Source organism: Gardnerella sp. DNF00109 (genome assembly GCF_049262845.1).
GTDB lineage: Bacteria > Actinomycetota > Actinomycetes > Actinomycetales > Bifidobacteriaceae > Bifidobacterium > Bifidobacterium vaginale.
Genome location: NZ_CP058406.1, coordinates 685,325 through 708,122, shown reverse-complemented (window position 1 = coordinate 708,122; position 22,798 = coordinate 685,325). Strand labels below are relative to the sequence as shown.

General features: G+C 39.6%; 19 protein-coding genes, 4 tRNA genes and 1 CRISPR repeat array. Of the genes, 6 read left to right on the top strand and 17 right to left on the bottom strand.

Annotation, left to right across the window (positions count from 1 at the left end):
- Positions 1-50: 50 nt before the first annotated feature.
- The 5 genes from thrS to HXT20_RS02670 all read right to left on the bottom strand — a co-directional run bounded on the left by thrS (position 51) and on the right by HXT20_RS02670 (position 6,154).
- Complete coding sequence (gene thrS, locus HXT20_RS02690; RefSeq protein WP_004115326.1) at positions 51-2,081, bottom strand: threonine--tRNA ligase; 2,031 nt, start codon at positions 2,079-2,081, stop codon at positions 51-53.
- A 145-nt stretch (positions 2,082-2,226) separates the two neighbouring features.
- Positions 2,227-3,126, bottom strand: coding sequence for a metal ABC transporter permease (locus HXT20_RS02685; protein WP_004111893.1), 900 nt, complete (start codon positions 3,124-3,126; stop codon positions 2,227-2,229).
- A gap of 2 nt (positions 3,127-3,128) precedes the next feature.
- Positions 3,129-4,073 (bottom strand): metal ABC transporter permease, encoded by a 945-nt coding sequence (locus HXT20_RS02680; protein WP_004138003.1) that lies wholly within the window; start codon positions 4,071-4,073, stop codon positions 3,129-3,131.
- Positions 4,063-4,875 carry a metal ABC transporter ATP-binding protein gene (locus HXT20_RS02675; RefSeq protein WP_004115331.1) on the bottom strand — a complete coding sequence of 271 codons (813 nt, stop codon included), beginning with the start codon at positions 4,873-4,875 and terminating at the stop codon, positions 4,063-4,065. The genes HXT20_RS02680 and HXT20_RS02675 overlap by 11 nt, the downstream gene beginning before the upstream one ends.
- A 94-nt stretch (positions 4,876-4,969) precedes the next feature.
- Positions 4,970-6,154: a metal ABC transporter solute-binding protein, Zn/Mn family gene (locus tag HXT20_RS02670; protein WP_004115334.1), complete on the bottom strand. Its 1,185-nt coding sequence runs from the start codon at positions 6,152-6,154 to the stop codon at positions 4,970-4,972.
- A gap of 326 nt (positions 6,155-6,480) precedes the next feature.
- Here HXT20_RS02670 and HXT20_RS02665 point away from each other — a divergent pair, with 326 nt between their 5' ends.
- The 3 genes from HXT20_RS02665 (at position 6,481) to HXT20_RS02655 (ending at position 9,252) form a co-directional block, all read left to right on the top strand.
- Positions 6,481-7,512, top strand: coding sequence for an ADP-dependent NAD(P)H-hydrate dehydratase (locus tag HXT20_RS02665; RefSeq protein ID WP_422114439.1), 1,032 nt, complete (start codon positions 6,481-6,483; stop codon positions 7,510-7,512).
- A 14-nt stretch (positions 7,513-7,526) separates the two neighbouring features.
- Positions 7,527-8,213: an HAD family hydrolase gene (locus tag HXT20_RS02660; RefSeq protein WP_180964952.1), complete on the top strand. Its 687-nt coding sequence runs from the start codon at positions 7,527-7,529 to the stop codon at positions 8,211-8,213.
- 106 nt (positions 8,214-8,319) lie between these two features.
- A complete protein-coding gene (locus HXT20_RS02655) occupies positions 8,320-9,252 on the top strand; it encodes a LysR family transcriptional regulator (protein ID WP_004111907.1) in 933 nt (310 codons plus the stop codon).
- Positions 9,253-9,523: 271 nt separating this feature from the next.
- Here HXT20_RS02655 and HXT20_RS02650 read toward each other — a convergent pair.
- From HXT20_RS02650 to HXT20_RS02635, 4 genes are all read right to left on the bottom strand, one after another.
- Positions 9,524-9,596 (bottom strand) — tRNA-Val (locus tag HXT20_RS02650).
- 40 nt (positions 9,597-9,636) lie between these two features.
- A tRNA-Val gene (locus tag HXT20_RS02645) sits at positions 9,637-9,708 on the bottom strand.
- A gap of 31 nt (positions 9,709-9,739) precedes the next feature.
- Positions 9,740-9,810: transfer RNA gene (locus HXT20_RS02640), tRNA-Cys, on the bottom strand.
- Positions 9,811-9,838: 28 nt separating this feature from the next.
- Positions 9,839-9,911, bottom strand: a tRNA-Gly gene (locus HXT20_RS02635).
- Positions 9,912-10,081: 170 nt separating this feature from the next.
- On the opposite strand from HXT20_RS02635, the gene HXT20_RS02630 reads away from it, so the two are divergent.
- From HXT20_RS02630 to HXT20_RS02620, 3 genes are all read left to right on the top strand, one after another.
- Positions 10,082-10,366, top strand: a complete 285-nt coding sequence (locus HXT20_RS02630) for a hypothetical protein (protein WP_013399556.1) — start codon at positions 10,082-10,084, stop codon at positions 10,364-10,366.
- 104 nt (positions 10,367-10,470) lie between these two features.
- Entirely contained in the window at positions 10,471-10,632 is a 162-nt protein-coding gene (locus HXT20_RS02625; protein ID WP_004138100.1) for a hypothetical protein, read from the top strand.
- Positions 10,633-10,644: 12 nt separating this feature from the next.
- Positions 10,645-10,974, top strand: a complete 330-nt coding sequence (locus HXT20_RS02620; RefSeq protein WP_032836392.1) for a hypothetical protein — start codon at positions 10,645-10,647, stop codon at positions 10,972-10,974.
- Positions 10,975-11,190: 216 nt separating this feature from the next.
- A CRISPR array of direct repeats spans positions 11,191-12,562; the repeat unit is 28 nt; unit sequence GGATCACCCCCGCGTATGCGGGAAATAC.
- Between the two features lie 107 nt (positions 12,563-12,669).
- Here the strand turns inward: HXT20_RS02620 and cas2e are convergent.
- The 8 genes from cas2e to HXT20_RS02580 all read right to left on the bottom strand — a co-directional run bounded on the left by cas2e (position 12,670) and on the right by HXT20_RS02580 (position 22,631).
- Positions 12,670-13,749: a type I-E CRISPR-associated endoribonuclease Cas2e gene (gene cas2e, locus HXT20_RS02615; protein WP_004112679.1), complete on the bottom strand. Its 1,080-nt coding sequence runs from the start codon at positions 13,747-13,749 to the stop codon at positions 12,670-12,672.
- A gap of 1 nt (position 13,750) precedes the next feature.
- Complete coding sequence (gene cas1e, locus HXT20_RS02610) at positions 13,751-14,692, bottom strand: type I-E CRISPR-associated endonuclease Cas1e (protein ID WP_004112676.1); 942 nt, start codon at positions 14,690-14,692, stop codon at positions 13,751-13,753.
- 25 nt (positions 14,693-14,717) lie between these two features.
- A complete protein-coding gene (gene cas6e, locus HXT20_RS02605) occupies positions 14,718-15,365 on the bottom strand; it encodes a type I-E CRISPR-associated protein Cas6/Cse3/CasE (protein ID WP_004112674.1) in 648 nt (215 codons plus the stop codon).
- Positions 15,366-16,241, bottom strand: coding sequence for a type I-E CRISPR-associated protein Cas5/CasD (gene cas5e / locus HXT20_RS02600; protein WP_004138504.1), 876 nt, complete (start codon positions 16,239-16,241; stop codon positions 15,366-15,368).
- Positions 16,242-16,299: 58 nt separating this feature from the next.
- Positions 16,300-17,388: a type I-E CRISPR-associated protein Cas7/Cse4/CasC gene (cas7e, locus tag HXT20_RS02595; protein ID WP_004138505.1), complete on the bottom strand. Its 1,089-nt coding sequence runs from the start codon at positions 17,386-17,388 to the stop codon at positions 16,300-16,302.
- A gap of 94 nt (positions 17,389-17,482) precedes the next feature.
- Positions 17,483-18,097 (bottom strand): type I-E CRISPR-associated protein Cse2/CasB, encoded by a 615-nt coding sequence (gene casB / locus HXT20_RS02590; protein WP_009994023.1) that lies wholly within the window; start codon positions 18,095-18,097, stop codon positions 17,483-17,485.
- Positions 18,098-18,119: 22 nt separating this feature from the next.
- Positions 18,120-19,790, bottom strand: coding sequence for a type I-E CRISPR-associated protein Cse1/CasA (locus HXT20_RS02585; protein WP_004138497.1), 1,671 nt, complete (start codon positions 19,788-19,790; stop codon positions 18,120-18,122).
- 3 nt (positions 19,791-19,793) lie between these two features.
- Positions 19,794-22,631 (bottom strand): CRISPR-associated helicase/endonuclease Cas3, encoded by a 2,838-nt coding sequence (locus HXT20_RS02580; RefSeq protein ID WP_004138506.1) that lies wholly within the window; start codon positions 22,629-22,631, stop codon positions 19,794-19,796.
- Positions 22,632-22,798 lie beyond the last annotated feature (167 nt).

The following is a 22,798-nucleotide window of genomic DNA, read 5'->3' as shown; positions in this document are numbered from 1 at the left end:
TTTTGTATTGACTTACGTTGATTTATGCTACGTAAGTTGCATCGCGAATGCTACTTTGTGTAGCGCTCAAAATCTTCTGCAGTATTCACTTGAACGCGCTGCTTAATAATGGACAAAATCCACTCTTTAGCTTGCTCAACTGGAACACCATTCAATTGGCTACCATCGCGGAAGCGGAAGCTCACAGCATTGTTGTTCACATCCTCTTCACCAGCAATCAAAGTGAAAGGCACCTTAGACTTAGAAGCGTTACGAATCTTCTTGCCAAAGCGATCGTCGGAGCTGTCCATTTCGCAACGAACCATATTCTCTTCCAAATCGCTAATAAACTTTTGCAAGTGCGGAGCAAACTCGTCTGCAACAGGAACGCCAGTCACCTGAACTGGAGCCAACCATGCTGGGAACGCGCCGGCATAATGCTCAAGCAAAATCGCGAAGAAACGCTCAATAGAGCCGAAGAGTGCGCGGTGAATCATAACTGGGCGCTGGTGGCTACCGTCAGCTGCAATATACTCCAACTTAAAGCGCTCAGGCAAGTTGAAGTCAAGCTGAATAGTAGAAACCTGCCAAGTGCGGCCGATTGCATCGCGAGCTTGCACAGAAATCTTCGGGCCGTAGAATGCAGCTCCACCTGGATCGTCCACGAGTTCCAAACCAGACTCTTTAGCAACCTCTGCCAAAGTGTTAGTTGCTTCTTCCCAAATCTCGTCGGAACCAACGAACTTGTGCTCATCCTTAGTGGAAAGCTCCAAGTAGAAGTCGTTCAAACCGAAGTCTTTAAGAAGACCAAGCACAAAGTTAAGCAAGCTCTTCAACTCATCGCGCATCTGCTCGCGAGTGCAGTAAATATGCGAATCATCCTGAGTCAATCCGCGAACGCGAGTTAAGCCATGCACAACGCCAGACTTTTCGTAGCGATACACAGTACCAAACTCAAACAAGCGCAAAGGAAGCTCGCGGTACGAACGCTGGCGAGACTTGAAGATCAAATTATGCATTGGGCAGTTCATTGGCTTCAAGTAGTAGTCAGCACCCTGGCGGGTTACATTGCCATTCTCGTCGCGCTCTTCGTCAAGCTTCATTGGAGGATACATGCCATCCTTGTACCACTGCAAATGGCCGGAAGTCTCATACAAGCCGCCCTTAGTAATATGCGGAGTTTGTACGAAGCTGTAGTGATGCTTTCTGTGCTGTTCGCGCGAATAATCTTCCATTGCGTTAATGATTGCAGCACCCTTTGGATGGAACACTGCTAAGCCTGGACCAATCTCGTCTGGGAATGAGAACAAATCCATTTCTTGGCCAAGCTTACGATGATCGCGCTTAGCAGCTTCTTCCATGCGAGTTGTATAAGCTTTAAGCTCTTCTTTGCTAGGCCATGCAGTTCCGTAAATGCGCTGAAGCATAGGATTATGCTCCGAACCGCGCCAGTAAGCTGCAGCAACACGCTCAAGCTTAAAAGCCTTAATATAGCGCGTATTTGGCAAATGAGGTCCACGGCACAAATCACTCCAGACCTTATTGCCTTCGCGATCCAAATTGTCGTACATGCTAAGCTCATGCTTGCTGATTTCGCCAGCAGCAGCCGGATCAAGAGCCGCTTCCTTATCTCCAATCAACTCCAACTTATAAGGTTGATTTGCTTCTTCTTCGCGCGCTTCATCCTCTGTTACAACGCGGCGGCGGAAGCTTTGAGACTCTTTAATAATGCGCTGCATATGCTTTTCGATTTGCTTCAAATCGTCTGGCGTAAATGGAGTATCAACATCAAAATCGTAGTAGAAGCCGTCTTTAATTACAGGACCTACGCCCAACTTTGCGTCTGGTCGAATTTCTTGAACAGCTTGAGCCATCACGTGTGTAGCGGAATGACGCATGATTGCGATGCCATCTTCACTATCAAGTGCTACTGATTCCACGGTATCGCCGTTATGAAGAGACGTGTACAAATCACGCAACTCGCCATTTAAACGCACGGCAATAATATTCTTATCTTCCGCGAAAAGTTCAACGCCAGTGAAGCTTGCATCCACCTCCTTGCGCTCATTGTTTACTGTGATGGAGATGGTATTTTCAGCCATAATTGTCCTTTTCTATCGGGGTCTTGCGTTACTAATGTGCAGACCTGGACTTGTGTGGCGTCGATAAACTTACGCGATTAAAACATAAATAAAACGCGCAAAAAAACGACGTCAATCGCACGCATTTTTCACGCGCAATTCTCTGTTACTCTAGAACAACAGAGCGACTTTTTAACAACGATTTTTTGCAAAAACCAGAATAAATCTCATGTATTTTCAAAAAAATGCTTTCACTAAGCTTTACAACTAAATAGAAGCATCCAGCGCAAATCGCGATAGTTCCTCCAGCAGAAAGTCTTAAAATCACAGCTAAGGCAAGTCCTAAAAGCGCTATAAAAATAGAAGACAATACGCACGCAAACACAAATTTGTTAATGGAACGCATTCTGCTCTTTAGTGCTGCTGCAGGAGCTGCGATTAAAGATACCGAAACAACAGTTCCAACAGCTGGAATAATTACCGAAACTGTAATGATTATTAGCGCAAGAACAATTCCTTGCATTAATCCGCTTCTGCCTCCTAAAGCTTTGTAATTAGTGGAGTCAAAAGAGCAGTGAATCAAATTAGCACTATTAAAACTCCACAATCCTAGTGCAAGAGCGAATGCAATAATCGCAAAAATCACGTCTGCAGGAGTGCAATTAAGCAAAGATCCTGTTAAAAAACCCTCAATTCGCAATGGAAGAGGAGCAAACCACTTGTTTAAAAAGTAGCCGCTTGCAAAACCAACAGTAAGAGTTATTCCAGCAGATGCTTGAGAAGATATGCCCTTTAGTTTAGAAAGCACATGCATCATAAAAGACAAAACAATACAAGCCAAAGCAGCGCCAATAAAAAGACCAATAGACAAAACGTTTTGGTCAATCGTATAAACAGATGTAACTACAACTCCAATAACAGCTCCTGGAAAAGCAGCGTGAGTTATAGACTCGGTGAAGAAAATACGCTGATTAAGCAAAGCCAAGGATCCAACAAAACCGCATAATGCTCCAACAGCGATTGCCTCTACAATCGGAAGAGCAATAATTTGCCAAATACTTACCATTATTACTTTCCACCACCATCTATTGCGCTAGACTTTTTCTTTTTAGAAAACTTTTTAGAAAACACTAGTGCGTATGTAACTCTGTATAAGAATCTTAAAATCAAAACGACTACGAACATTGCGCAAATACTTAGTGCCACTGCAGCTTGCGGAGAAACTGGATGATCAAGTTCCAAGTTCATAGCGTACATGCCTAATAAAACGCCAAAAATACCAACCGCAACGCCAACAAACGCCATACGCCCAACAGTGCGAGAAACCAATCTTGCGCTAGCTCCAGGAATAACAAGGTATCCAATAACAAGAAGTACGCCAACAGCCGAAGATGCAGAAACTACAACAGACGCAATTGCAACATTTAGCACAATATCTACAAGTAAAGTATTAACACCCATTAAAGGAGCACTAGCGCGGTCAAACGCAACAACAATTTGCTTCTTCCAAGTTAGAACAAGTAATACGATTGCAAATAAACAAATAAGCATTGCTTGAGTCATTCTATCGTCTGTAACATCTAGCAAACGTCCAAACATAAGTGCTTCAAGCTGTCCAGACATATCTCCCTTTTTAAGAGATATTACGATTCCAAGCGCAAAAAATGTTGTTAAAACTGTTGCTATTATTGACTCGTTGATTTTTTGAGACCTAGATGCCCACACAAGAGCGGCAACCAGAAAAATTGCGCAAATCGAAGCTCCTGGAATAATTTGCCCAATTCCACCATATAACGCTCCGACTACGATTCCAGGAAAAATCCCGTGAACCAAAGCCTCCGCATTAAACTCGGCGCATCTTAAGTTAACAAACACGCCAACTATTCCGCTAGCAATCGCAAGAACAATAAGAAGACAGAAAGGTCTGAAAATGTATGGAGCAGATGCAATAAAGTCAAATCCTGGTATAGGCTCGAGGATTTTGCGCAAAGACTCAACCAATTCAGCTAGCATTGGATTCGTCTCCTAAAGCAGTGCCCGAAATGCTTGAATCACTAAAAGTGCTTGTGACACTCGCCGCATTTAACGAATCATCTTTGTTTGCTAATTGATTCAAAGTAAGACCCGCACTTGCAGCTGGCATACTTCCACCATAAGCCAAAGATATGTTTTCTTTAGTCATGACTTTTCTAAGAGGCCCAAAAGCTACTTGACGACCAGCCAAAAGCAAGGCTTTTTCGCAAATCGCGTCCGCGATTACCAAGTCGTGAGTAGAGACAACAAACGAAATCCCATCTTCTTTTGCGGACTTCATAATATTGAGCAGTTCTTTTCGATTCGGCTCGTCTAATCCGTTAAAAGGCTCGTCTAAAAGAATTAACGTAGGGCGCGCAACAATAGCTCTAGCAAGCAATATTCGCTGGCGCTGACCTCCAGAAAGATCACCAAATCGCACATCTGCTCTATTTAGCAAACCAACATGATTAAGAGCGTCCTCAACAGATTTTTTCTGGCTTTTTTTAAGCAAACCGAGGAATCCAGTTTGCCTGCTTAAGCCCATTGCTACAACCTGACGAGCGGTGATTGGAAAAGTCAAATCCAAATCAACTTGTTGAGGAACGTAGCCTATAGAAACCGTTTTTGGCATTGTTAAGCTTCCATGGCTTACTCGCACAATACCAATAATCGCCTGCAAAAACGTTGTTTTTCCAGAACCATTAGGTCCTATTAAAGCTAAAGCCTCTCCAGCTTCTACACTTCCGTTAAGCCCAGTCACAACAGTTTTATAACCGTATGCTAGGTCGCAATCTTTCATTGCTAGGACGCTCTTATTCACTATAAATTAACCTTCTTGTAACTACTTTTGTAGTGATTTATTATTTTCAGCTACTTATATAGCCACCTATTAACTACTTTTTCAAAGCAGTTTTTACAGATTCTGGAAGGTCTGGAACTTTGCCATCCCAAGCCTTAACAAGAGTCTGAACATTGTGGACAATGGAACCAATATAGGTCTCGCCAGCAGAGCCAACAGGCCCAAGGGAATCGCCATAAAGCGCATCGTCGCCAATAATCGCCTTTACGCCTGCAGCAGCAGCCACAGCCTTAATAGACTTTGAATTGTTGGAATTTTCGGCAAAGATTGCTACGGCACCAGACTTTTTAACAGCTTCTGCAGCCTCCTTAATATGGTCTGCAGTTGCATCCTGCTGACTGTTGAAGTCAGAAAGAGCTGCGCCAATAAACTTAACATTGTAGTCGCGTGAGAAGTATCCGAATGCGTCGTGCGAAGTAAACAGAACGCGATGTTCCTGCGGCACGCTGTTCAAAGCTTCAGTAGCCCAAGAGTCTAAATCAGTAAGAGACTTAACGAACTTTTCAACATGCTCATCGAAGATTGACTTACTTTCTGGAAGAGCTTTGCCAAGGAAGTTACCAATATTCTTGACTTGAATCATAGTATTCTTGGTGCTAGTCCAAATATGTGGATCATACTGGAATTCTGGCTCTTTCTCGCCTTCTTCTGGTGGGAATGGCCATTTTTCAGCATGAACCTTTTCAACACCGCGGTCAATCTTGTAAGGAAGATTCTTTTCTTTAGCAGCTTCTGCCTTTGAATCCTTGATTTCGTCTGCGGTAAGAATGCCCGAAGTTACTCCCATCGTGCCCTTAAATCCAGTAGCTTTTACAGCCTGATCTAAGAAGTGCTCAAGATCTACTCCAGAAACAAGCATTAAATCTGCTTTAGAAAGCGCTTTGGATTGCGCTGGAGTCATCTCATGCTCGTGTGCAGACGCGTTTGGAGCGAGTAAGCATGTAAGGTTGATTGTTGACTTTGCTTTGTCTTGAGGCGCGCCAATCACAGACTTTTTGCCTTGAGAATCGGTTTTATTAAGGCTTAATCCAGATTTTGCATCTGCAGTGGATGCGATTTGAGTTACATAATCGCAGATTTGAGTGGTGGTTGCAACTACGTTTACTTGATTACCGTTAGTCTTTTGATCTGCTGTCTTAGCTGTTGATCCACATGCGCACAAACCAACAGTTAGCAAAGCGGCGGTGGCTGCGGTGGCAAAAATTCGTGCAGTTTTCACTATTTTCCTTTCCGGAATCTATGAATTCACATTATTGCAAGTCTTGTAATCTGTTTAAAAAGCGTTTTCACTTTCTCCATTATTTTTAATTAGGAAAGATTATCGTTAGCAATAACGTTTAAAAGCATAGAAAAAATATGATGGATGGTCAATGAAATTTTGAAAATTTATTATATTTTTTCAAAAGTGGCGTGTCGCAAATTTTTTGTCTGATATAATTGCGATTTTTCTTGCGTTATATAAATAAATGGTGTATATAGCGAATGCAATGTGACAAATAACAATCCCACAAATAACAATCCCAGATATTCACTACAATCGTAAGCATGAGTGAACTTCTAAACATAGAAGCAAAAGATGTAAACAAATGTCTAAAAAAGCCTAAGCCTTTTTACAATAAATACTCGCGTGGGGTTCTGGGATTAGTAACGGGTTCTAATGAGTATCCTGGAGCTGCAATATTAAGCGCGAGTGCTGCGTCACACGCAAATATTGGAATGGTTCGTTATGCCGGTCCTCTTCGCGCACAAAACTTAGTATTACAAACATCTCCAGAAGTAGTAGCCTCGGAACAATTGACTGGAAAAATCGACGCTATAACAGTTGGATCTGGAATACCAGATGCGGATCATTGCGATACTGAAGCTAGCGCAAATCAAAGAAAATACATTGCGAGCATTCTTGCGCAATATACGAAAGAAAATAATAATTCGAAAGAACAATCAATAAGTCAAAAAGATAATCTTCCACCAATATGCGTAGATGCTGGAGCGTTAGATTTACTGCCAAAACAGGTTTGCACAAAAGTGGTTCTCACTCCACACGCAGGAGAATTAAGCTCACTTTTTACTAGATACGACTTGAATATAAGCGCACAACAAATATCTAGCAATCCAACACACTACGCTCAAGAAGCAGCCGATCTTACTGGAGCAACTGTGCTAGTTAAAGGCGCAACAACAGCAGTTGCATCACCATCAGAACTACACTCTCCCATTTATATTGCAAAATGCGCTCCATCTTGGCTCGCAACCGCAGGTTCAGGAGATGTACTAGCAGGAATTCTAGGAGCATTATTAGCGCAACGCGAAAGCAAAGAAAATAATGAAAATTGTGCAGAAAACTACGCGAATTACGCAGAAAACGAAAACTATGCTTTTATTGCAGCGAGCGCAGCTGTAATCCATGGAATTTCAGCATCATTAGCATCTAAAATCAACAGCGAAAACAATTACACTCAATTGGCGCAAGACATAGTGGAATCAAATGATGATTCAACTTCAGATCACCCAATTGTAGCAAGCGATATTATTAATGCGCTGCCTTACATTATTGGTCTTTTAATGAATCTTAATTAGTGAAAGAAGAAAAAATGAAAAACACAAATATCAACACAAATATCAACACAAATGAAAATGTAGAATCTGTTGAAATTCACGACGTAATGTTTGATTATTGCAAAGTTTTGCTCGAGTGGAATTGCAGGAATTGTTTACAAAAACAGTTCCCAGATTTGGTAGACACTATTTGCCCTAATGGTACTTTTGGAAAAGACGATTTGGCTGGATTCTATGAGTTTGAAGACCGCATGGACGGCGGCGAACTACTAAAAGACCTTTTGCCAGAATATGAAAGGCGCTTTGGCAAGGAGCTTAGTAACGCTTTTCAATGGTATTGCGCACACTATGACCAAGTTCTTACGCAAATGATGCCTGGAATGGTTGATTTATTGCACGATTTACGCAAAGCTGGCTACGGAGTTTGGGGATTGACTAACTGGTCTAAAGAAACTTTCCCACTCGCATTGCGTAAATTCCCAGAATTGAACACGCTTTTACAAGGTACGATTATTTCTGGCGTTGAAAAATTGCATAAGCCACAGCCCGAGATTTTTGAACTTGCTATGAGCAGATTTGGATTGAAACCGCAAACAACTGTTTTCTTCGACGATAAGCCAGTAAATATTGATGGCGCGCATAATGTTGGAATGCATGGGTTTGTTTTTACTACTACCGAACAAGCTCGCAAAGATTTAGCATCGCTGGGCGTTAAATTATAAGCACTAAGCCAAAGTCGCAAGATTATAGGCGTTAGTTTATAGTTGTTATAGTTGTAATAGTTGGAAATAGTCAAGTATAAATCCCAAAATCGGAAGGCTCTTAATAATGACGCTGCTGCAATTAAAGTACATTGTGAAAATCGTAGAGTGCGGATCTATGAACGAAGCTTCGCATGAACTTTATGTTTCACAACCAGCGTTAAGCTCTTCCGTAAAAGAATTGGAGCGAGAGCTTGGAATTGAGATTTTTACTAGATCTTCTCAAGGAATTGCTCTAACTGTTGACGGAGCTGAGTTTTTAACATACGCACGACAAGTTTTAGACCAGGCAGATTTGCTTGAAGAGCGATACAACAGCACTAAGCCTAGAAAACAGCTTTGCAGCGTTGCAACTCAGCACTACATGTTTGCTGTTGAAGCTTTTGTAGACATGATTCGCAGCATTGATTCTAACGAGTATGAGTTTTCACTAAGGGAGACTCGTACAAAAAATATTATTAATCAAGTGACTTCAATGCGCGCAGACCTTGGTTTGCTTTATCTTTCCGACTACAACAAAGACGTTATTGGAAAGATGCTTCGAGAAAAGCATCTTGAATTCCATCCACTTTTCCGCGCTAAATTGCATGTGTTTATTTCTAGAAACAATCCACTTGCGGGTCATAAAAAACTCACTTTGGATGATTTGCGACCATATCCGTTTATTCAGTATGAGCAGGGTGAGGATGGTAGCTTCTTCTTTACGGAGGAAGCGGTATGGCCTCAACATCCGCCTAAAAAGATTAATGTTACTGATCGCGCAACCATTTTGAACTTTATTATTGGTCTTAATGGTTTTACGATTTGCACTGGAATCGACAATGGCGACTTGAATAACGAGAAAATCGTGACCATTCCGCTGGATTGCGAAGAAACCATGCTTGTTGGGTGGATTAAGAATGAGCGCACGAATCTTTCCCCTGCAGCAATTGCGTATCTTTCTCAACTCGAATCTGTGTTAATTAAACACGGATATCAAGTAATAAATAGAGCTAAATAGTAGAACTGAGCAGCGTGATTAAGCAACATGACTGAACAGTGTAACTGAACAGCGTAACTGCGAGATTTTGGGAATTACACTATTCAGCACCGTTACATTATCCAACACTATTTTGTGTGTAACTCAAAAATAGTGTTTAATTTTGATGCTACGCTTATTCTTAAGTCAACCTATACACGAAAAATGTATTAACAAAATGCTGACTAATACCGAGGCATACCAGTAGATACAAAAAATGCGGTATATCATACCGCGAAACTGAACAATATTGTGGGTGATATAGGAATCGAACCTATGACCCCTTCCGTGTGAAGGAAGTGCGCTAGCCGCTGCGCCAATCACCCAAAATTTTTTTAATTATGCGTGAAAGGCAATCCTTTCGAGTGGGCGATACAAGGTTCGAACTTGTGACCCCTTCCGTGTCAGGGAAGTGCGCTACCACTGCGCCAACCGCCCAGGTTGTTTATTAAGCTAACCCGCTTAATCGAGGTGGGTACGAGAGTCGAACTCATCTATACGGCTTTGCAGGCCGCTGCCTAACCGCTTGGCTAACCCACCGTAAGGTCGAATAACTCACCGGACCTAGAGCGGACAACGGGACTCGAACCCGCGGTCTCAACCTTGGCAAGGTTGCGCTTTACCAACTAAGCTATGTCCGCAATGCTCTCACACTGACAACTGCCAGCGCCGAAGCACGAGTAACTACTATACCCGAAATATTCTCAAATGCAAGCTTTGCGTCTTTTGGCGTGTCGCTTGGTGTGCTCAAGAAGTTTGTATAGTATTCGAGATTTATATATTGTGTTTTGCGCCAATTATTAAAGTGCTCATGTTTTATTACGGTCGCTACGAAACACGCGTTGGAAGTCATACGATTCGCCAGTATTTGGTGATTACTAGGAAAAAGCAGAAAGCAGGCACGCTCACAATTGCGGATTTTCCACTCCCAGACGCGTTGGCAGGCATTGTGCAAGAAGCACCATTGTGGAATTATGAAACAATTCGCATGTATGCTGCTAACCGTTCTCGTAACCCTATCGTTTTGCCTAATAGTGCAGCTGACGCGGCTGAGCTTATTCGACTACTCGTTGCTGAAGGCACTGCTAGACGGTGAGCAAGAAGAGTCATGGTGTTATGCTGGGATTATGGGCAAAAAAAACGGGGGTTCCAACCAACGATACTGGCTAGAACCCCTAGCCTCAATCTTTCCACACGATTATGAGTAAAACAAGAGTATTAGGCATTATTTCAGCCATCTGCGCTATTACCGCGGCAACAAACGTTGTTCTACAAGTGCCATTCGCTGGCATTGGATTCACTCTAGCTGCTGGCATCGCTGGCTTATCTGCTGGCTTAACAGACAACAGTAAGGAAAAATAAAAGGAGCCTATTATGTTAGATGAGAACGGTCAAACAGTACTCGTATCACTACATGATATTGCGCGGCTTCTTGGCGTCGGCTACGAGTCTATGCGCCAATATCTCGTGCGCTCTAGGCGTGCAGCCTTAGATGGTCAAGATGCGAGTAACCTCCGTGGTTTAATCCCACTACCAACACACTCAGTCGGCGTACTAACAACAAAGCCCGCGTGGGATTATGACACGATCCGCGATTGGGCAATGCGTCGCCTACACCGCCCCGTAGAGTTGCCGTCATCATGGCAAGAGCTGAAAGGGACGGTTAGTAAAGCAGCTAAAGCAGAGTCAAACAATCAACAGTAAAAAATAAGGGGTAGGCAAGTTTTTTATTTGCCTACCCTATTGTAAAAACAATCAGCGCGCGCGATATAATACGCCGCGTAGCGTTTTAACCTCCACTTGTGCGTCCGCATCATATCCACCACTAGACTACTACAACCACACTTGCCGCACATGTAGGTTTTATCCAGCGTATGCGGGAAAGACGTGGTTATACCCGCCGCGTTTTTAGGGTGCTTAGGATTACCCCCGCGTATGCGGGAAAGACCAAGTCGCCAGCTGGATTCGTAAAACTCCACGAGGATCACCCCCGCGTATGCGGGAAATACTATTAGCAACATTAACCAAATTATCAAGTTCAGGGATCACCCCCGCGTATGCGGGAAATACATATACATCATCGCCAATCATTAAAGGATTTCGGGATCACCCCCGCGTATGCGGGAAATACTTACAAACACTAATAAAACATATGATACAAGCGGGATAACCCCCGCGTATGCGGGAAATACAAAACACAGCAAAAGATAATAACACTCGCACAGGGATCACCCCCGCGTATGCGGGAAATACGTGAAAAGACAAGAGAAAAGCTTTTCACATGAGGGATCACCCCCGCGTATGCGGGAAATACTTTTTGCGACAACTTTAGATAGTATGATGCTTAGGATCACCCCCGCGTATGCGGGAAATACGGCTTTTTTGACCGTATATCAAAATTAAAAGAGGGATCACCCCCGCGTATGCGGGAAATACTCCGCGCGTTCTCGTGAACAAGAGTCAACTATAGGATCACCCCCGCGTATGCGGGAAATACCAATGTTTCAGCACGCGCGTCTGTTTCGTCTGGGGATCACCCCCGCGTATGCGGGAAATACCCTGCATTGCTTCAACTTGCTCAATATCGGATAGGATCACCCCCGCGTATGCGGGAAATACTGACGGCTCGGGCACCTACTGCCTCTACGACAGGGATCACCCCCGCGTATGCGGGAAATACTGGTGTGCTCATAATATCCCCTATTTCGTGTGGGGATCACCCCCGCGTATGCGGGAAATACGCTGTGAAGTAGAAAAACTTATCGCAGGAATAAGGATCACCCCCGCGTATGCGGGAAATACGCTTGAATCATTAAAACCATTTTTATCTCCTTGGGGATCACCCCCGCGTATGCGGGAAATACCGTGGCGCAAAGGGCGATTCCTTGTCGTCCTTGGGGATCACCCCCGCGTATGCGGGAAATACTTGACGCAGACATTGAAAAGGCAATTGGTTTAGGGATCACCCCCGCGTATGCGGGAAATACCGATAGTAACCTGCGCTGGCAATGCGCGGATTAGGATCACCCCCGCGTATGCGGGAAATACAAATATTAGCGTTTGCGGCGTTTCCTTCCTTTGGGATCACCCCCGCGTATGCGGGAAATACTGGATTATTGTTTTCGTCGAGTCTTAGGATACGGGATCACCCCCGCGTATGCGGGAAATACGATTCGTTATAGTATGTCGCTACAAAAATGAGAGGATCACCCCCGCGTATGCGGGAAATACGAGTAAAGTCGGCAGCTTTGATATAGAAAAATGGGATCACCCCCGCGTATGCGGGAAATACACTTAAAAATCCCAATAAAATAGCTATTTTTCCAAGACTAAATAGTAAAAACTATTTACTTTTCAAAATTAACCCATTGTTGCACACAATCCTTCAAAATTATAACCTTATGAAAGAAACTTTAACAATTCTGTCAAATTAAGAACAAGACGCGCCGTTAGCCTAGCATCCAGGAGAGCTCTATGAGGAACTGACTCAGAAATGTTATACTCATGCAGAACAGTCTTCAACTGATAATTTTTCAAAAACCTCCTATCATGCTTCACAAAACGTGAAATATCAATAACTTTATTAACAGAAAAAGCACTGCTGAGTTTCTCATCTAATGAGAATAAAGCCGAATTAAAAAATCCAATATCAAACGATACGTTATATCCTAATAATGGTAATTTTCCCACAAAATCAATAAATTCTCTTAATGCTAAATCTAATCCGACACCATAAGATTCAAGCATGTTGGATGTAATACCAGTTAGCTCAATAATTTCATTAGGAATAAAATTATTTTTGTTAAAATTACTAACGCTATCGCAATTAATATTTATTAATTTCTGGAATTCTTCAATTTTCCCATCAATGAACTTAACGGCTCCAATTTCGATAATTTTATCAACTTTGCTATTTAAACCTGTAGTTTCGCAATCTATTACAACAAAATTCTTACTTGTTTTACCAATAAAATCTTTCCAGTAATCTGTACAAGTTATTTCTTCATTATTTGTAGTAAATTTTGCATTTTGAGAAACATTATCATAACTTAGATAACTAATACTTTCAGTTGTAAGATTATTTTCAATTTTATTAGAAGTAGTATTAATACTTTTACGCCTAACATTTGAAAATTTCCTTGCGTTATGAAAATGTGCTGCATCGCTAAATCCATGTTTAATATCGTTTTCTAATGTATCAACTGTTGGAATACGTACCAGAGGTAATCCATCCGAATAAACCACCTCACGATGCGAATGAATAGTTTTAAAATCGTAGCCAATTTCATTTCTGGAAGAAAAGCTCATTGTTACAGCACCATTTCCAACACTGTCTTCTATGCGCTTCCATAATTCTTCTCGAACTCGACTATTAAAATTGCCGACGTAAACGCCTGTAGCTATTTCTTGCATCCACTTGGTTAAATCACCTCTTAAAGATAGTGGACAGTTAGTCATCGTAATCACAGTTAACGGCATATCAATTCACCTCACTGTAATTTATTCCAGAATCTACTAGAAGTTCCTTATCGTCCCAAAGATGTATTACATCAACAGTAATTTGCTCGTCAATTGGTATTTCAAGAAGATTTTGTATATCATTAACAATACGAGACATTATGTTGCAATTTGCGAAGCAATCGCGCATCTTCAAACGCATTAACTGTTCAATGTCATCCTCGGATTCACACTGAGAAGCAACTTCAAAAGACGCAGGAATAGTTAATTCAGCTTTATATAAGTCTGCAATATCATATACGAGAGAAAGATCATGTCCAGTATGTACGAAACCTAATCCAGGTGCTAAACCTAAAGCAGATATTATGCTATGCACTAAACCGTATAAGCATACGTTACCTACAGACAATGCTTGATTAACAACAGTGCCACTTTCAAAATCGTCGATTTTATAATCGCGACCATTCCATTGGACATTGTATTGGTTAGACATTTCCCTATATACATGTCTAACACGAGCGCCCTCTCGACCTCGCAATTGTTGCATAGTATATGACGATACGTTTTCGTTAGGGAAACGCATTTGATACATTTTTCTCGCAACGCTCAGTCTAGACCTATTATTAGTAACAAGTTTTGCTTGTTTTTCCAACAATCTTGAACTTCTTGACAATGCTCTACCATGAGCATAATTTCGAACCCCATGCTCACCAACCCAAACTATGCTTGCACCAACATCTCCAAGTAATTCCATAGCTCTATGAGTAATCTCAGTACCAGGGCCTAAAAGTAAAACGCCAATCATTGCAGCAGGAACTCTTATAGTTCCATTTGCATCAAAGACTGTAACAGCACTATCAAGACGATTAATTTTCGCATGCTCTACGTATATAAAACTCACTCTGTCGCTTATACGTGGAAGCTCTGGTATTTCAGCTTTTTTGGCACCGAATTTCTTTTTCATACTGTTACAGCCTTTAATCATTTATTTAATTGTCTAAAGGAATTACTGTCATCATTCCAAAGCCATACGCTTTCTTTTTGCCAATTCCTTCTAACAGTGTTTTACGCATAATCTTTGCATCACTAATTGTTAAAATACCTTGATAAACAGCTTTACTTAATCGAATAGGTTTTTCTGACTTTGTAAATAAGCTATATCCGCGTTCAACAATAGCGAATTCATTTTCGTTCAACGAAAAACCTAATTTTTGTGCGCGATTAAGCAAAAAATTCATCTGCTGATCATAAGTAACATGTGGTACTACCCTACCTCTAGTAGTGCGAGTTTCAGCAGTATCAGAAATAGAAACAACAGGGTTAAGCGTCACACGAAATTGCATTCTCATGCCATTCATCAGTGAGCCTAAAAACTTATCATAATTCTTACTTGACGCTGTTCCAGCAACACCATACATCTCTAGACGTTGCAAATCTGGTTCAGAATCACTCACTATAAGCAAGTAATGTTTTCCATGCAGAACATCAACTCTCCATAGTTTTCGGCTTCTTTCATGATTCTCCCATTCGTCGGGAAAACTTTGCTCAACCCAATTGTGAAAAGCTCCGACAGATTTAAGATCTCTCAATGATGAGGGCTTTTTATAATCAATTTCAACTCTGCTTAAATAAGACATTTAAGACTCCAATCCAGAAAAAGCATCATGCTCAGCAATAAAATCTCCAGTAGATTTCACATGCTTACTATCTGATGAAATACCTTCCGAATCCGAATTATTGTGGAGAATTCTCTTAATAGGTATTTCCACTTTTGACTCGTAACGGAATCCGAATTTTCTTTCCTTGTTAGAGAAAGAATTAACGAAATCCTTGCGCAATCTGCAAACTGATCCCTGAATTTTATAAGTACTAGTATCGTCTTTAACTAATTCTGCTGCAGCTTTATCTACTAAATCAGAATCAGCGTATAAGGATATAAATACTTCATTGCATGATTCATCAGCAGACTCTGATGAATCAGATAGTCTAAAAGTATTAAATCTTTTTTTAGACCACTTGTTTGCAAGCCACTCATGCGTTAATAGAGCCTGAATTACTCCACAATCTTCTACTCCTAGAATAAAGTCAGCAGTAGGAGGCAATGATCTTCTGCCTAAACTAGATTGAAAATACGGCGAGCGCAACGCATCGTTAATACTGTAAATAAGTTGCTCATTATCGGATCCTATTGCAACTAGGAATATGGCATCTTCTAGATAGTAACGATTTGTAACGTAATTTTTTTCAAAGTCACCGTTAGACTTATATTTTGCAGCAATATGATAATCTCTAAGCAAATTTCCTTGCTGATCTATTCGTACTGCAAAATCTAAATCATTAAGCTTTGCAATCGCTTCATCACAATCTGCACTTCTTCTATATCCAAAAGCTGCAGCAATCATGCCTACTACCGCACTTTTAGATGGATAGTAGTCTGTGTGACGAGTCTCAAAATGCGAATCTGTACCCCATGATTGCAATGGCCCAGAAAACTTCAGTAATAAACTTTTCATAAGCTTCCTAACTCTTAAACACTAAATATCAACTAATAAGTGTTATTTATTAAGGAATTTACTGAAGGAATTCGGAGACTTTAGAAGAAAAGTCATCCAACAATTGCTGCATACTTTGCTCTTCCACGCCTAATTTAATTTCCTCATTCGAAGAATCCATTGTTACATAGAATGATGCAAGTGGTTTATGGACAAATTTTTGAACTTTTTCGTATTCTTGAGATAGCTTTTCTATAGATTTTGAAACATATCCGTCCTTAGATTTTACTGGATCTTCAAATGCACTAACTAAGTTCACTGGCCTGTCATCTCTTAAAGTTACCACCAGCATTTGCGGCAAAGTTTGATTAGCAAAAGTATTTACTTTGCCAGTAGGCATTGCGTTAGCGAAAGCTTCAATAAAAAGTCTAAGAGCATTAATTGTAGATTCTTTGTTATCGCTCAACTGATGGCTAAATTCATGTACTGCAACATTTGCATAACGATACAGCGTTGAAGAATTATATTCTATTGTTCCAAGCATTCCAGCTCCAGCATTATCATCCGCAGATAAATCATCAACAGCAGTATAGTAATCGAATTCAGTACGAACAGCGTGAGTGGAAATTGCGTGAGCAACTTGCGAAGAAGCGTCCTCATTAAGCGATGGATCGTCTGCAAGCATGCGACCGAATAACGCAATATCAATAGGTGGATTATCTCTCAAGATTTCTTGCAGTTGCTTCTTGTCAGTAACATTATTGATTGCTGCTTGAGCTAGAGAATTTGCTTGAGTCTCGCCTAAGAAGAATAAAGCTTTTGCTGTAGGAACTGTTTCCCCCTTATCTGTTTTAGTTTTAACTCCAGCAGTATTTAACGTTTTATCTGCTAAATCTAATGCTTCTTGTTCAGATAATTCTGGTTTTAACGTAATGATTTTATCGGCAACGTATTTAACAATATTTTTGCTTCGTATTCCAACATTAGAATCACCGCTGTGCTCTTTGAAGTATTCACGCATTGAGTGCTTCCAGCATTGAGAACTTATTCTGGTTCTAGTTACACCGCCATATTGAGCAGTTTTTGGACTGCCTGCATCATCGCGATTAATATTGCATGGTGGAACAGTTTGGATTGCTTGAATATCTAAGAATAAATGAGCGTTCATTGTTTTGCCTTTCTAAATTTTAGTTAATTGTTTAATAACGTTGTTTTTGAAATATGTAATTTTTAAAATATGTGATGTTGATAAAAAGTTATTGCTACTTGCTTAAGCGATAATATTCTTGCGCCCAGGAAAGTCTTACTTTTTCTGAATCTTCAAACTGAAGCAAATATAAATCGCGAGCTAGTTTAGAATAATCAATCGATTGTTGATTTTCTTTTGTTCTGCTTTTTAGTAGTCGAACTAGTTGACGAAGGTAGTAGTAAAAACTTTCGTAGTCGTTTGCAGTGATCATAACACTAAAGCGCCTATCCATAGCTCCACGTACGCCTTCATCACTTCTTAGTGTTCTTAAAGCTGTTCCCATATTGTTATAAGATTTTTCATTTTCTGAATCTTCAGATTTGTTCAAATCTTTATAACTTGATTTTTCTGCAACACCTTGCTCGTACAATGCGTATATTTGCAAAGTGTTTATAACAGCTCGCAATTGGTAGTTAACTTCGCCATATTTATCTATGAAGCTTTCTGGCACATTGTTTAATATCCATGGCCATATTTCTATTGACTGACTTAATGGCTTACCGATTGTGTGACGTAGTTGAGCAAGCATAGTTCGTCTCGATGCAATATCTGAGCTGTTCAAAAATTGATTTATGATTTTGCTAACAGCGTTTGATACTTCAACAGATTTGCTTTTATTTTCAGCCATAATAGCCTCCTTTCTATGTCTTTTATTTTCCTGATAATTTTTTTAATCGACTAGTAAAAATGTTGTAAGCTGTAACTATATTTTTTGTAGATTCTTTCTCGCTTTGATCAGATGGTCTACCTGTAAAATCGCGCAATGTTGCATTTTCTAGCATTCCTTTTGCCTCATCTATGAGTATGTTATGCAAAGTATTTCTCCATTGAGTACAACGTTCATTCATTGAATCTTTTGGTTTAATATTTGCTAACCATTCTCTAAACGGTTGATCAACTAAGAAATAAGCCTGACTAATGTACTTAGCAGAATATTTAGTTGCATCATCTTTATTTCTATTGCGTATTTCACATATGTCGAGAAGAAATTGCTTGTAAATGAATCCTATGGCAGATCTTGTATACTCAACTTCATTGTTAATTCTGTATACCCATCCATCGTCAGCATTATCAGTTACTACGACTTCATCAATATACAGAGTATCGCATATTTCATCTGTAGGAACCCAAGATGTAGCATTGCCGTCATCTTTCATACTTATGGCTTGCAGTGAAATAGAAGAACCAGTAATATCATGTTTAATTTTGTTAAGCCATTCCATAATTCCTGGTTTGTGATTTTTTACACTCCCATCATATAATTCTTGCGATGTAAGGAGTCCAAATGATCTCCACATAGCTTCTTCTGTTCTATGCTTCCTTGGAGTGTATTTATCCTTGTTTTCACCTTCCTTGTTATACTGCCATACTGTCATTGGTTCAATAAAAGAATTTTTATGATTAATATCAGGAAGTTTCACTATAGAAACCGATATTGGCTTGTCAACACTAATATCAGGATTTATATATATTGCCCTACTCCAGCGAGTGTAAAGCTGGGAAATATTGTCAATAAATGTATCGTAAAACGAATTTTCAATATTTTCTGTTCCTGAATATTCCCAACATGGCTTTTGCTTTTTCTCAGGAGATTGCATTTCGCCAACAAGTACGCAGTTGAGCATAAGAGTTTCAAATAAATTTGCTCCTATTATCTCAATGCCACCGAGATCAAAAAGCCAACCTTTAGAAGCTTTATATTTTTCCGTACCAAACATGGTCTTATCTGCTAATCCAGCGTATGACTGTAAGGTAATAATCCATCTTGCTAATTGTGGTTCAGTAAGTGATGATTTGTTGTTATCAACATTATCTTTTGGAGAAAATACTGCTATTTTATTGTTACTTTCAGAAATCAATCGATTTATATTTTTACCAGATATCTCACTAGGAGATTTACCGCCAAGATTTTTACTATCTACATCCTGTTTAAGTACTTGGAAAAATGGATATTTGTCATCAAAAAGGTAGAAATGATCATGCCATTGTTCTAAATATTTGAAAACTGCATCTGGAAACTTTTTTGAATTCCAAACTTCGCGCCAAATATCCATTGTTTCTTCATTGAAATCATCTTCAGTATCTTCACCTGAATCAAATTCACGAGAATTTCCCTGAATATCGTACCTAGAAAAAACAGTATGAAGCGCAGCAAGCAAAACACGAAGCAATGCAAAGTCCTGAGTTTTCATATCGCCAGCAAGAGCTTTATATTCAGATGCATGCTTAAACACATCTGTCATTGATACGAGCTTATTGTGGCCTTTTTCGTCTACAATGACGGAAATCCAAGGCTCATCTAGTAGATTAAACCTGCTCACCTTTTATTCCTTTCTGTCTTCTTCCGAACTCTTAATACATACAATACCACTTTTCTCAGAATACACAACTCTGCATTTCGATAATTTGCAAATATTATTTTCATCGAATAAAAGCACCAAAGAACCTCGCAACCAAGGCTGATTATCCCAATTTTTGAATTGATTTTGTTTTCGTATTCTTTCCAGTTCTGCAATTGTTTCATCAACACGATTGCTGTTTAATGTAAACATCCACGGCAATCCTACTGTTTCTTGAGCAAGTTTCATTGCAACTTCTGAATCATCAATATTTTGTGAAATATCTTCACAATCATGGAAAGTTCCATAGCCAGATCCAACTTTTTTCACAGCAATAACTTCTATAGATTCGCCGCTATTACGAACTTGAGCACATGCAAATTCATCAGATTCATTTGTAATTGGATTCTCCAACAGGCCGACAATAGATCTTTTACCGATTTTTGATTTTGGATTTTCGATTCTATATGTTTTTGCAGCACTTTCATTACTATTTCTTACTGAATCATGTTCTCTTTTTGCAACAGCATACACATCTTTCAGATCTTCTTGCAACTCTAAAGGATTATCGCCATAAACTATTTGCACTAATCGAGAAATATCTTGAGGCATGTTTATAACATCTGGCAAATAGTATTGAGTTCTCATAAGTAAATATTTGCTGTAAATAGACTCTGAACCTTTATCAAATTCATAACACTCACTGGTTCCCAACACATATAAAATTGGCTCTGTGAAAGTTTCTGGGCGTTCCATCGTATGCCTGTGTAATCTGCCAGCACGTTGAAGTAATAAATCTATAGGAGCAAGATCAGTAAACAAAATATCAAAATCAATATCAAGTGACTGCTCTAATACTTGCGTACCGATAATTATTGCACGAGTAGGTCTATGAGCATTCTTGCCAATCATATTGCAAATCTGTTGTTCTTTTCTAACTCTATCTGTAGCAATAAATTGCGAATGAATAACTATAACTTCGTCATCACTAAATTCATCAACGCACGCATTATAAATTTCTTGAGCTCTTTTAACGGTGTTTACTATAATCCCAGCAATGCCGCCATTATTTAACAAAGATTTAAGCTCACTAACAAGTGATTCGTGTAATCTATCGTCTGTTATTTTTCTTACAGAAACAGATTTATTTTCACTAGCATCATTTTCAATAAATTTTTGTTTTACACAGTTTTTATCACTGTACGTAATTAAAGGATAATTATTTGTTTCAAAATCAACATTAGATTTATCACATTCTCTCCAACTAAATCCAAATAACCCACACATATAGGCTTTTATAAGTTCTTTTCTACGCTTGGCTGGTAAAGTAGCAGAAAGTAACACTACGGGAACACCGTATGCTGCCATCCAAATAAGAGATTCTTCAAGATACTTATTCATATAAGCGTCATAAGCGTGCACCTCGTCAATAATTACAACTTTTTTACTTAAGCCCAAATGACGTAGCATAAGATGTTTCTGCTTTAGCGAAGCTAACAAAAATTGATCTACTGTACCAACTACAAAATCATCCAACATTGCGGTTTTTCGCCCAGTAAACCAATCATTAAGTATTACTCCATTATTATTTACATCATTATTACTAGATCTACTCTCAGAACCATCATTCATATTTTGCATTCCATGCGGTAAATGCGCATAATCTGCATTCAGTTCAGCTTTACCATGAACTAAACGTAAACCAATTTCACCCTGAAAATCACGATTCACGCTTTTAAGCCAATCCTCAACTCTCCTAAACATTCCGTTAGAAGTTGCTTGAGTAGGAAGACCGAAGAATACTCCGCTTCTTCCGGTTAGATTTGCTAATTGCTCAGCGGCAATCAAAGAAGCTTCTGTTTTTCCTGAACCCATTGCAGATTCAAGAATAAAAATTCCAGGCTCTTTGCAATGAGAAATGACATCGTGCAACGCTGTCTGAATGCTATTCGGCAAGAAGCCAAAACGATGTTTGTATATTTGCGAAACATTGCTACAACAATTTAATGATTCCCATACGTCTTTAGAACCATGTTGTAACCACTTTTCCCAGCCTTTTCTATATCTTTCTTCCTGATTTTCAATCAAATCTTTCTCTATTGGAATAAGAGGAAAATAGTGTTCATTACTAGCAATCCAATCAGCCATAATTACTAATCCACACAATAAAACTTGTGCTGGCTCACTTATTTCTGGAAGATCATCTACATTAGAAAAATCATTTCTTTCTAAAGCCCAAACCAAAATATCATTCTGCAATTTTTTCCATAATTTACTATTCTCACTTTCAGTTTCACTTTGATAGTAATGGTCAGAATACGCAGATTCGTTATTTTTATAAACAAAATCATTATCTAAAGGCTTACCGTGATGAGCACCAACGATTGCACAAATTCCTTCATGGACTCCAGCATTAGAAAGAATAGCTTGACCAGTTATAGTGTGATGGCTACTCGAGCAATCTTCTGCCTTTTTAATAAAATCATCGATATTTGTAAAACCAACAGTAGCTAACTTATTTTTTAACGCAATATCTAAATCTTCTGAATTTGAATACGATTTTCGAAACTGAAAAACTGGAGTAGCTTTACCAATATCATGTATGCATCCTAAAAATTGAGATAACTTTTTTGCATCAACATGTTTACTTAATGAGGCTTCAATCAATCTTCGCTGACCATCACTAAGCCAATGATCCCATAATTGACCAATAACATTTCCAGTATCTTCAAGGTGTTGAGCAAGAGGAAGCCATTGCATTACTCCATTAACTTCTCTCTTTTTACCCCATAATTCAGGATTAACAACATGATTACAATTCATGATTACCGTCTTCCCATTTTTCCTAATCCACAATGATTATTAAATAATGGCAAATATACTCTCAATAAGAGCTTTAAGAAAGATTGTGTTGCATATTTATTACTAAACTAGTTGAGCTTCAAACGGATGCAATACGTTTGAAGCTCAAATAATTGCCTCGCCAATGC

Coding starts and splice junctions, on each gene's coding strand:
- HXT20_RS02680 (WP_004138003.1), bottom strand. CDS start 4,073: ATGCTAGCTGAATTGGTTGAGTCTTTGCGCAAAATCCTCGAGCCTATA.
- cas1e (WP_004112676.1), bottom strand. CDS start 14,692: ATGAAAAAGAAATTCGGTGCCAAAAAAGCTGAAATACCAGAGCTTCCA.
- HXT20_RS02685 (WP_004111893.1), bottom strand. CDS start 3,126: ATGGTAAGTATTTGGCAAATTATTGCTCTTCCGATTGTAGAGGCAATC.
- HXT20_RS02625 (WP_004138100.1), top strand. CDS start 10,471: ATGAGTAAAACAAGAGTATTAGGCATTATTTCAGCCATCTGCGCTATT.
- HXT20_RS02580 (WP_004138506.1), bottom strand. CDS start 22,631: ATGAATTGTAATCATGTTGTTAATCCTGAATTATGGGGTAAAAAGAGA.
- thrS (WP_004115326.1), bottom strand. CDS start 2,081: ATGGCTGAAAATACCATCTCCATCACAGTAAACAATGAGCGCAAGGAG.
- HXT20_RS02620 (WP_032836392.1), top strand. CDS start 10,645: ATGTTAGATGAGAACGGTCAAACAGTACTCGTATCACTACATGATATT.
- HXT20_RS02660 (WP_180964952.1), top strand. CDS start 7,527: ATGAAAAACACAAATATCAACACAAATATCAACACAAATGAAAATGTA.
- cas7e (WP_004138505.1), bottom strand. CDS start 17,388: ATGAACGCTCATTTATTCTTAGATATTCAAGCAATCCAAACTGTTCCA.
- HXT20_RS02655 (WP_004111907.1), top strand. CDS start 8,320: ATGACGCTGCTGCAATTAAAGTACATTGTGAAAATCGTAGAGTGCGGA.
- HXT20_RS02665 (WP_422114439.1), top strand. CDS start 6,481: ATGAGTGAACTTCTAAACATAGAAGCAAAAGATGTAAACAAATGTCTA.
- cas2e (WP_004112679.1), bottom strand. CDS start 13,749: ATGCCGTTAACTGTGATTACGATGACTAACTGTCCACTATCTTTAAGA.
- HXT20_RS02675 (WP_004115331.1), bottom strand. CDS start 4,875: ATGAAAGATTGCGACCTAGCATACGGTTATAAAACTGTTGTGACTGGG.
- cas6e (WP_004112674.1), bottom strand. CDS start 15,365: ATGTCTTATTTAAGCAGAGTTGAAATTGATTATAAAAAGCCCTCATCA.
- cas5e (WP_004138504.1), bottom strand. CDS start 16,241: ATGAAAAGTTTATTACTGAAGTTTTCTGGGCCATTGCAATCATGGGGT.
- HXT20_RS02630 (WP_013399556.1), top strand. CDS start 10,082: ATGTTTTATTACGGTCGCTACGAAACACGCGTTGGAAGTCATACGATT.
- casB (WP_009994023.1), bottom strand. CDS start 18,097: ATGGCTGAAAATAAAAGCAAATCTGTTGAAGTATCAAACGCTGTTAGC.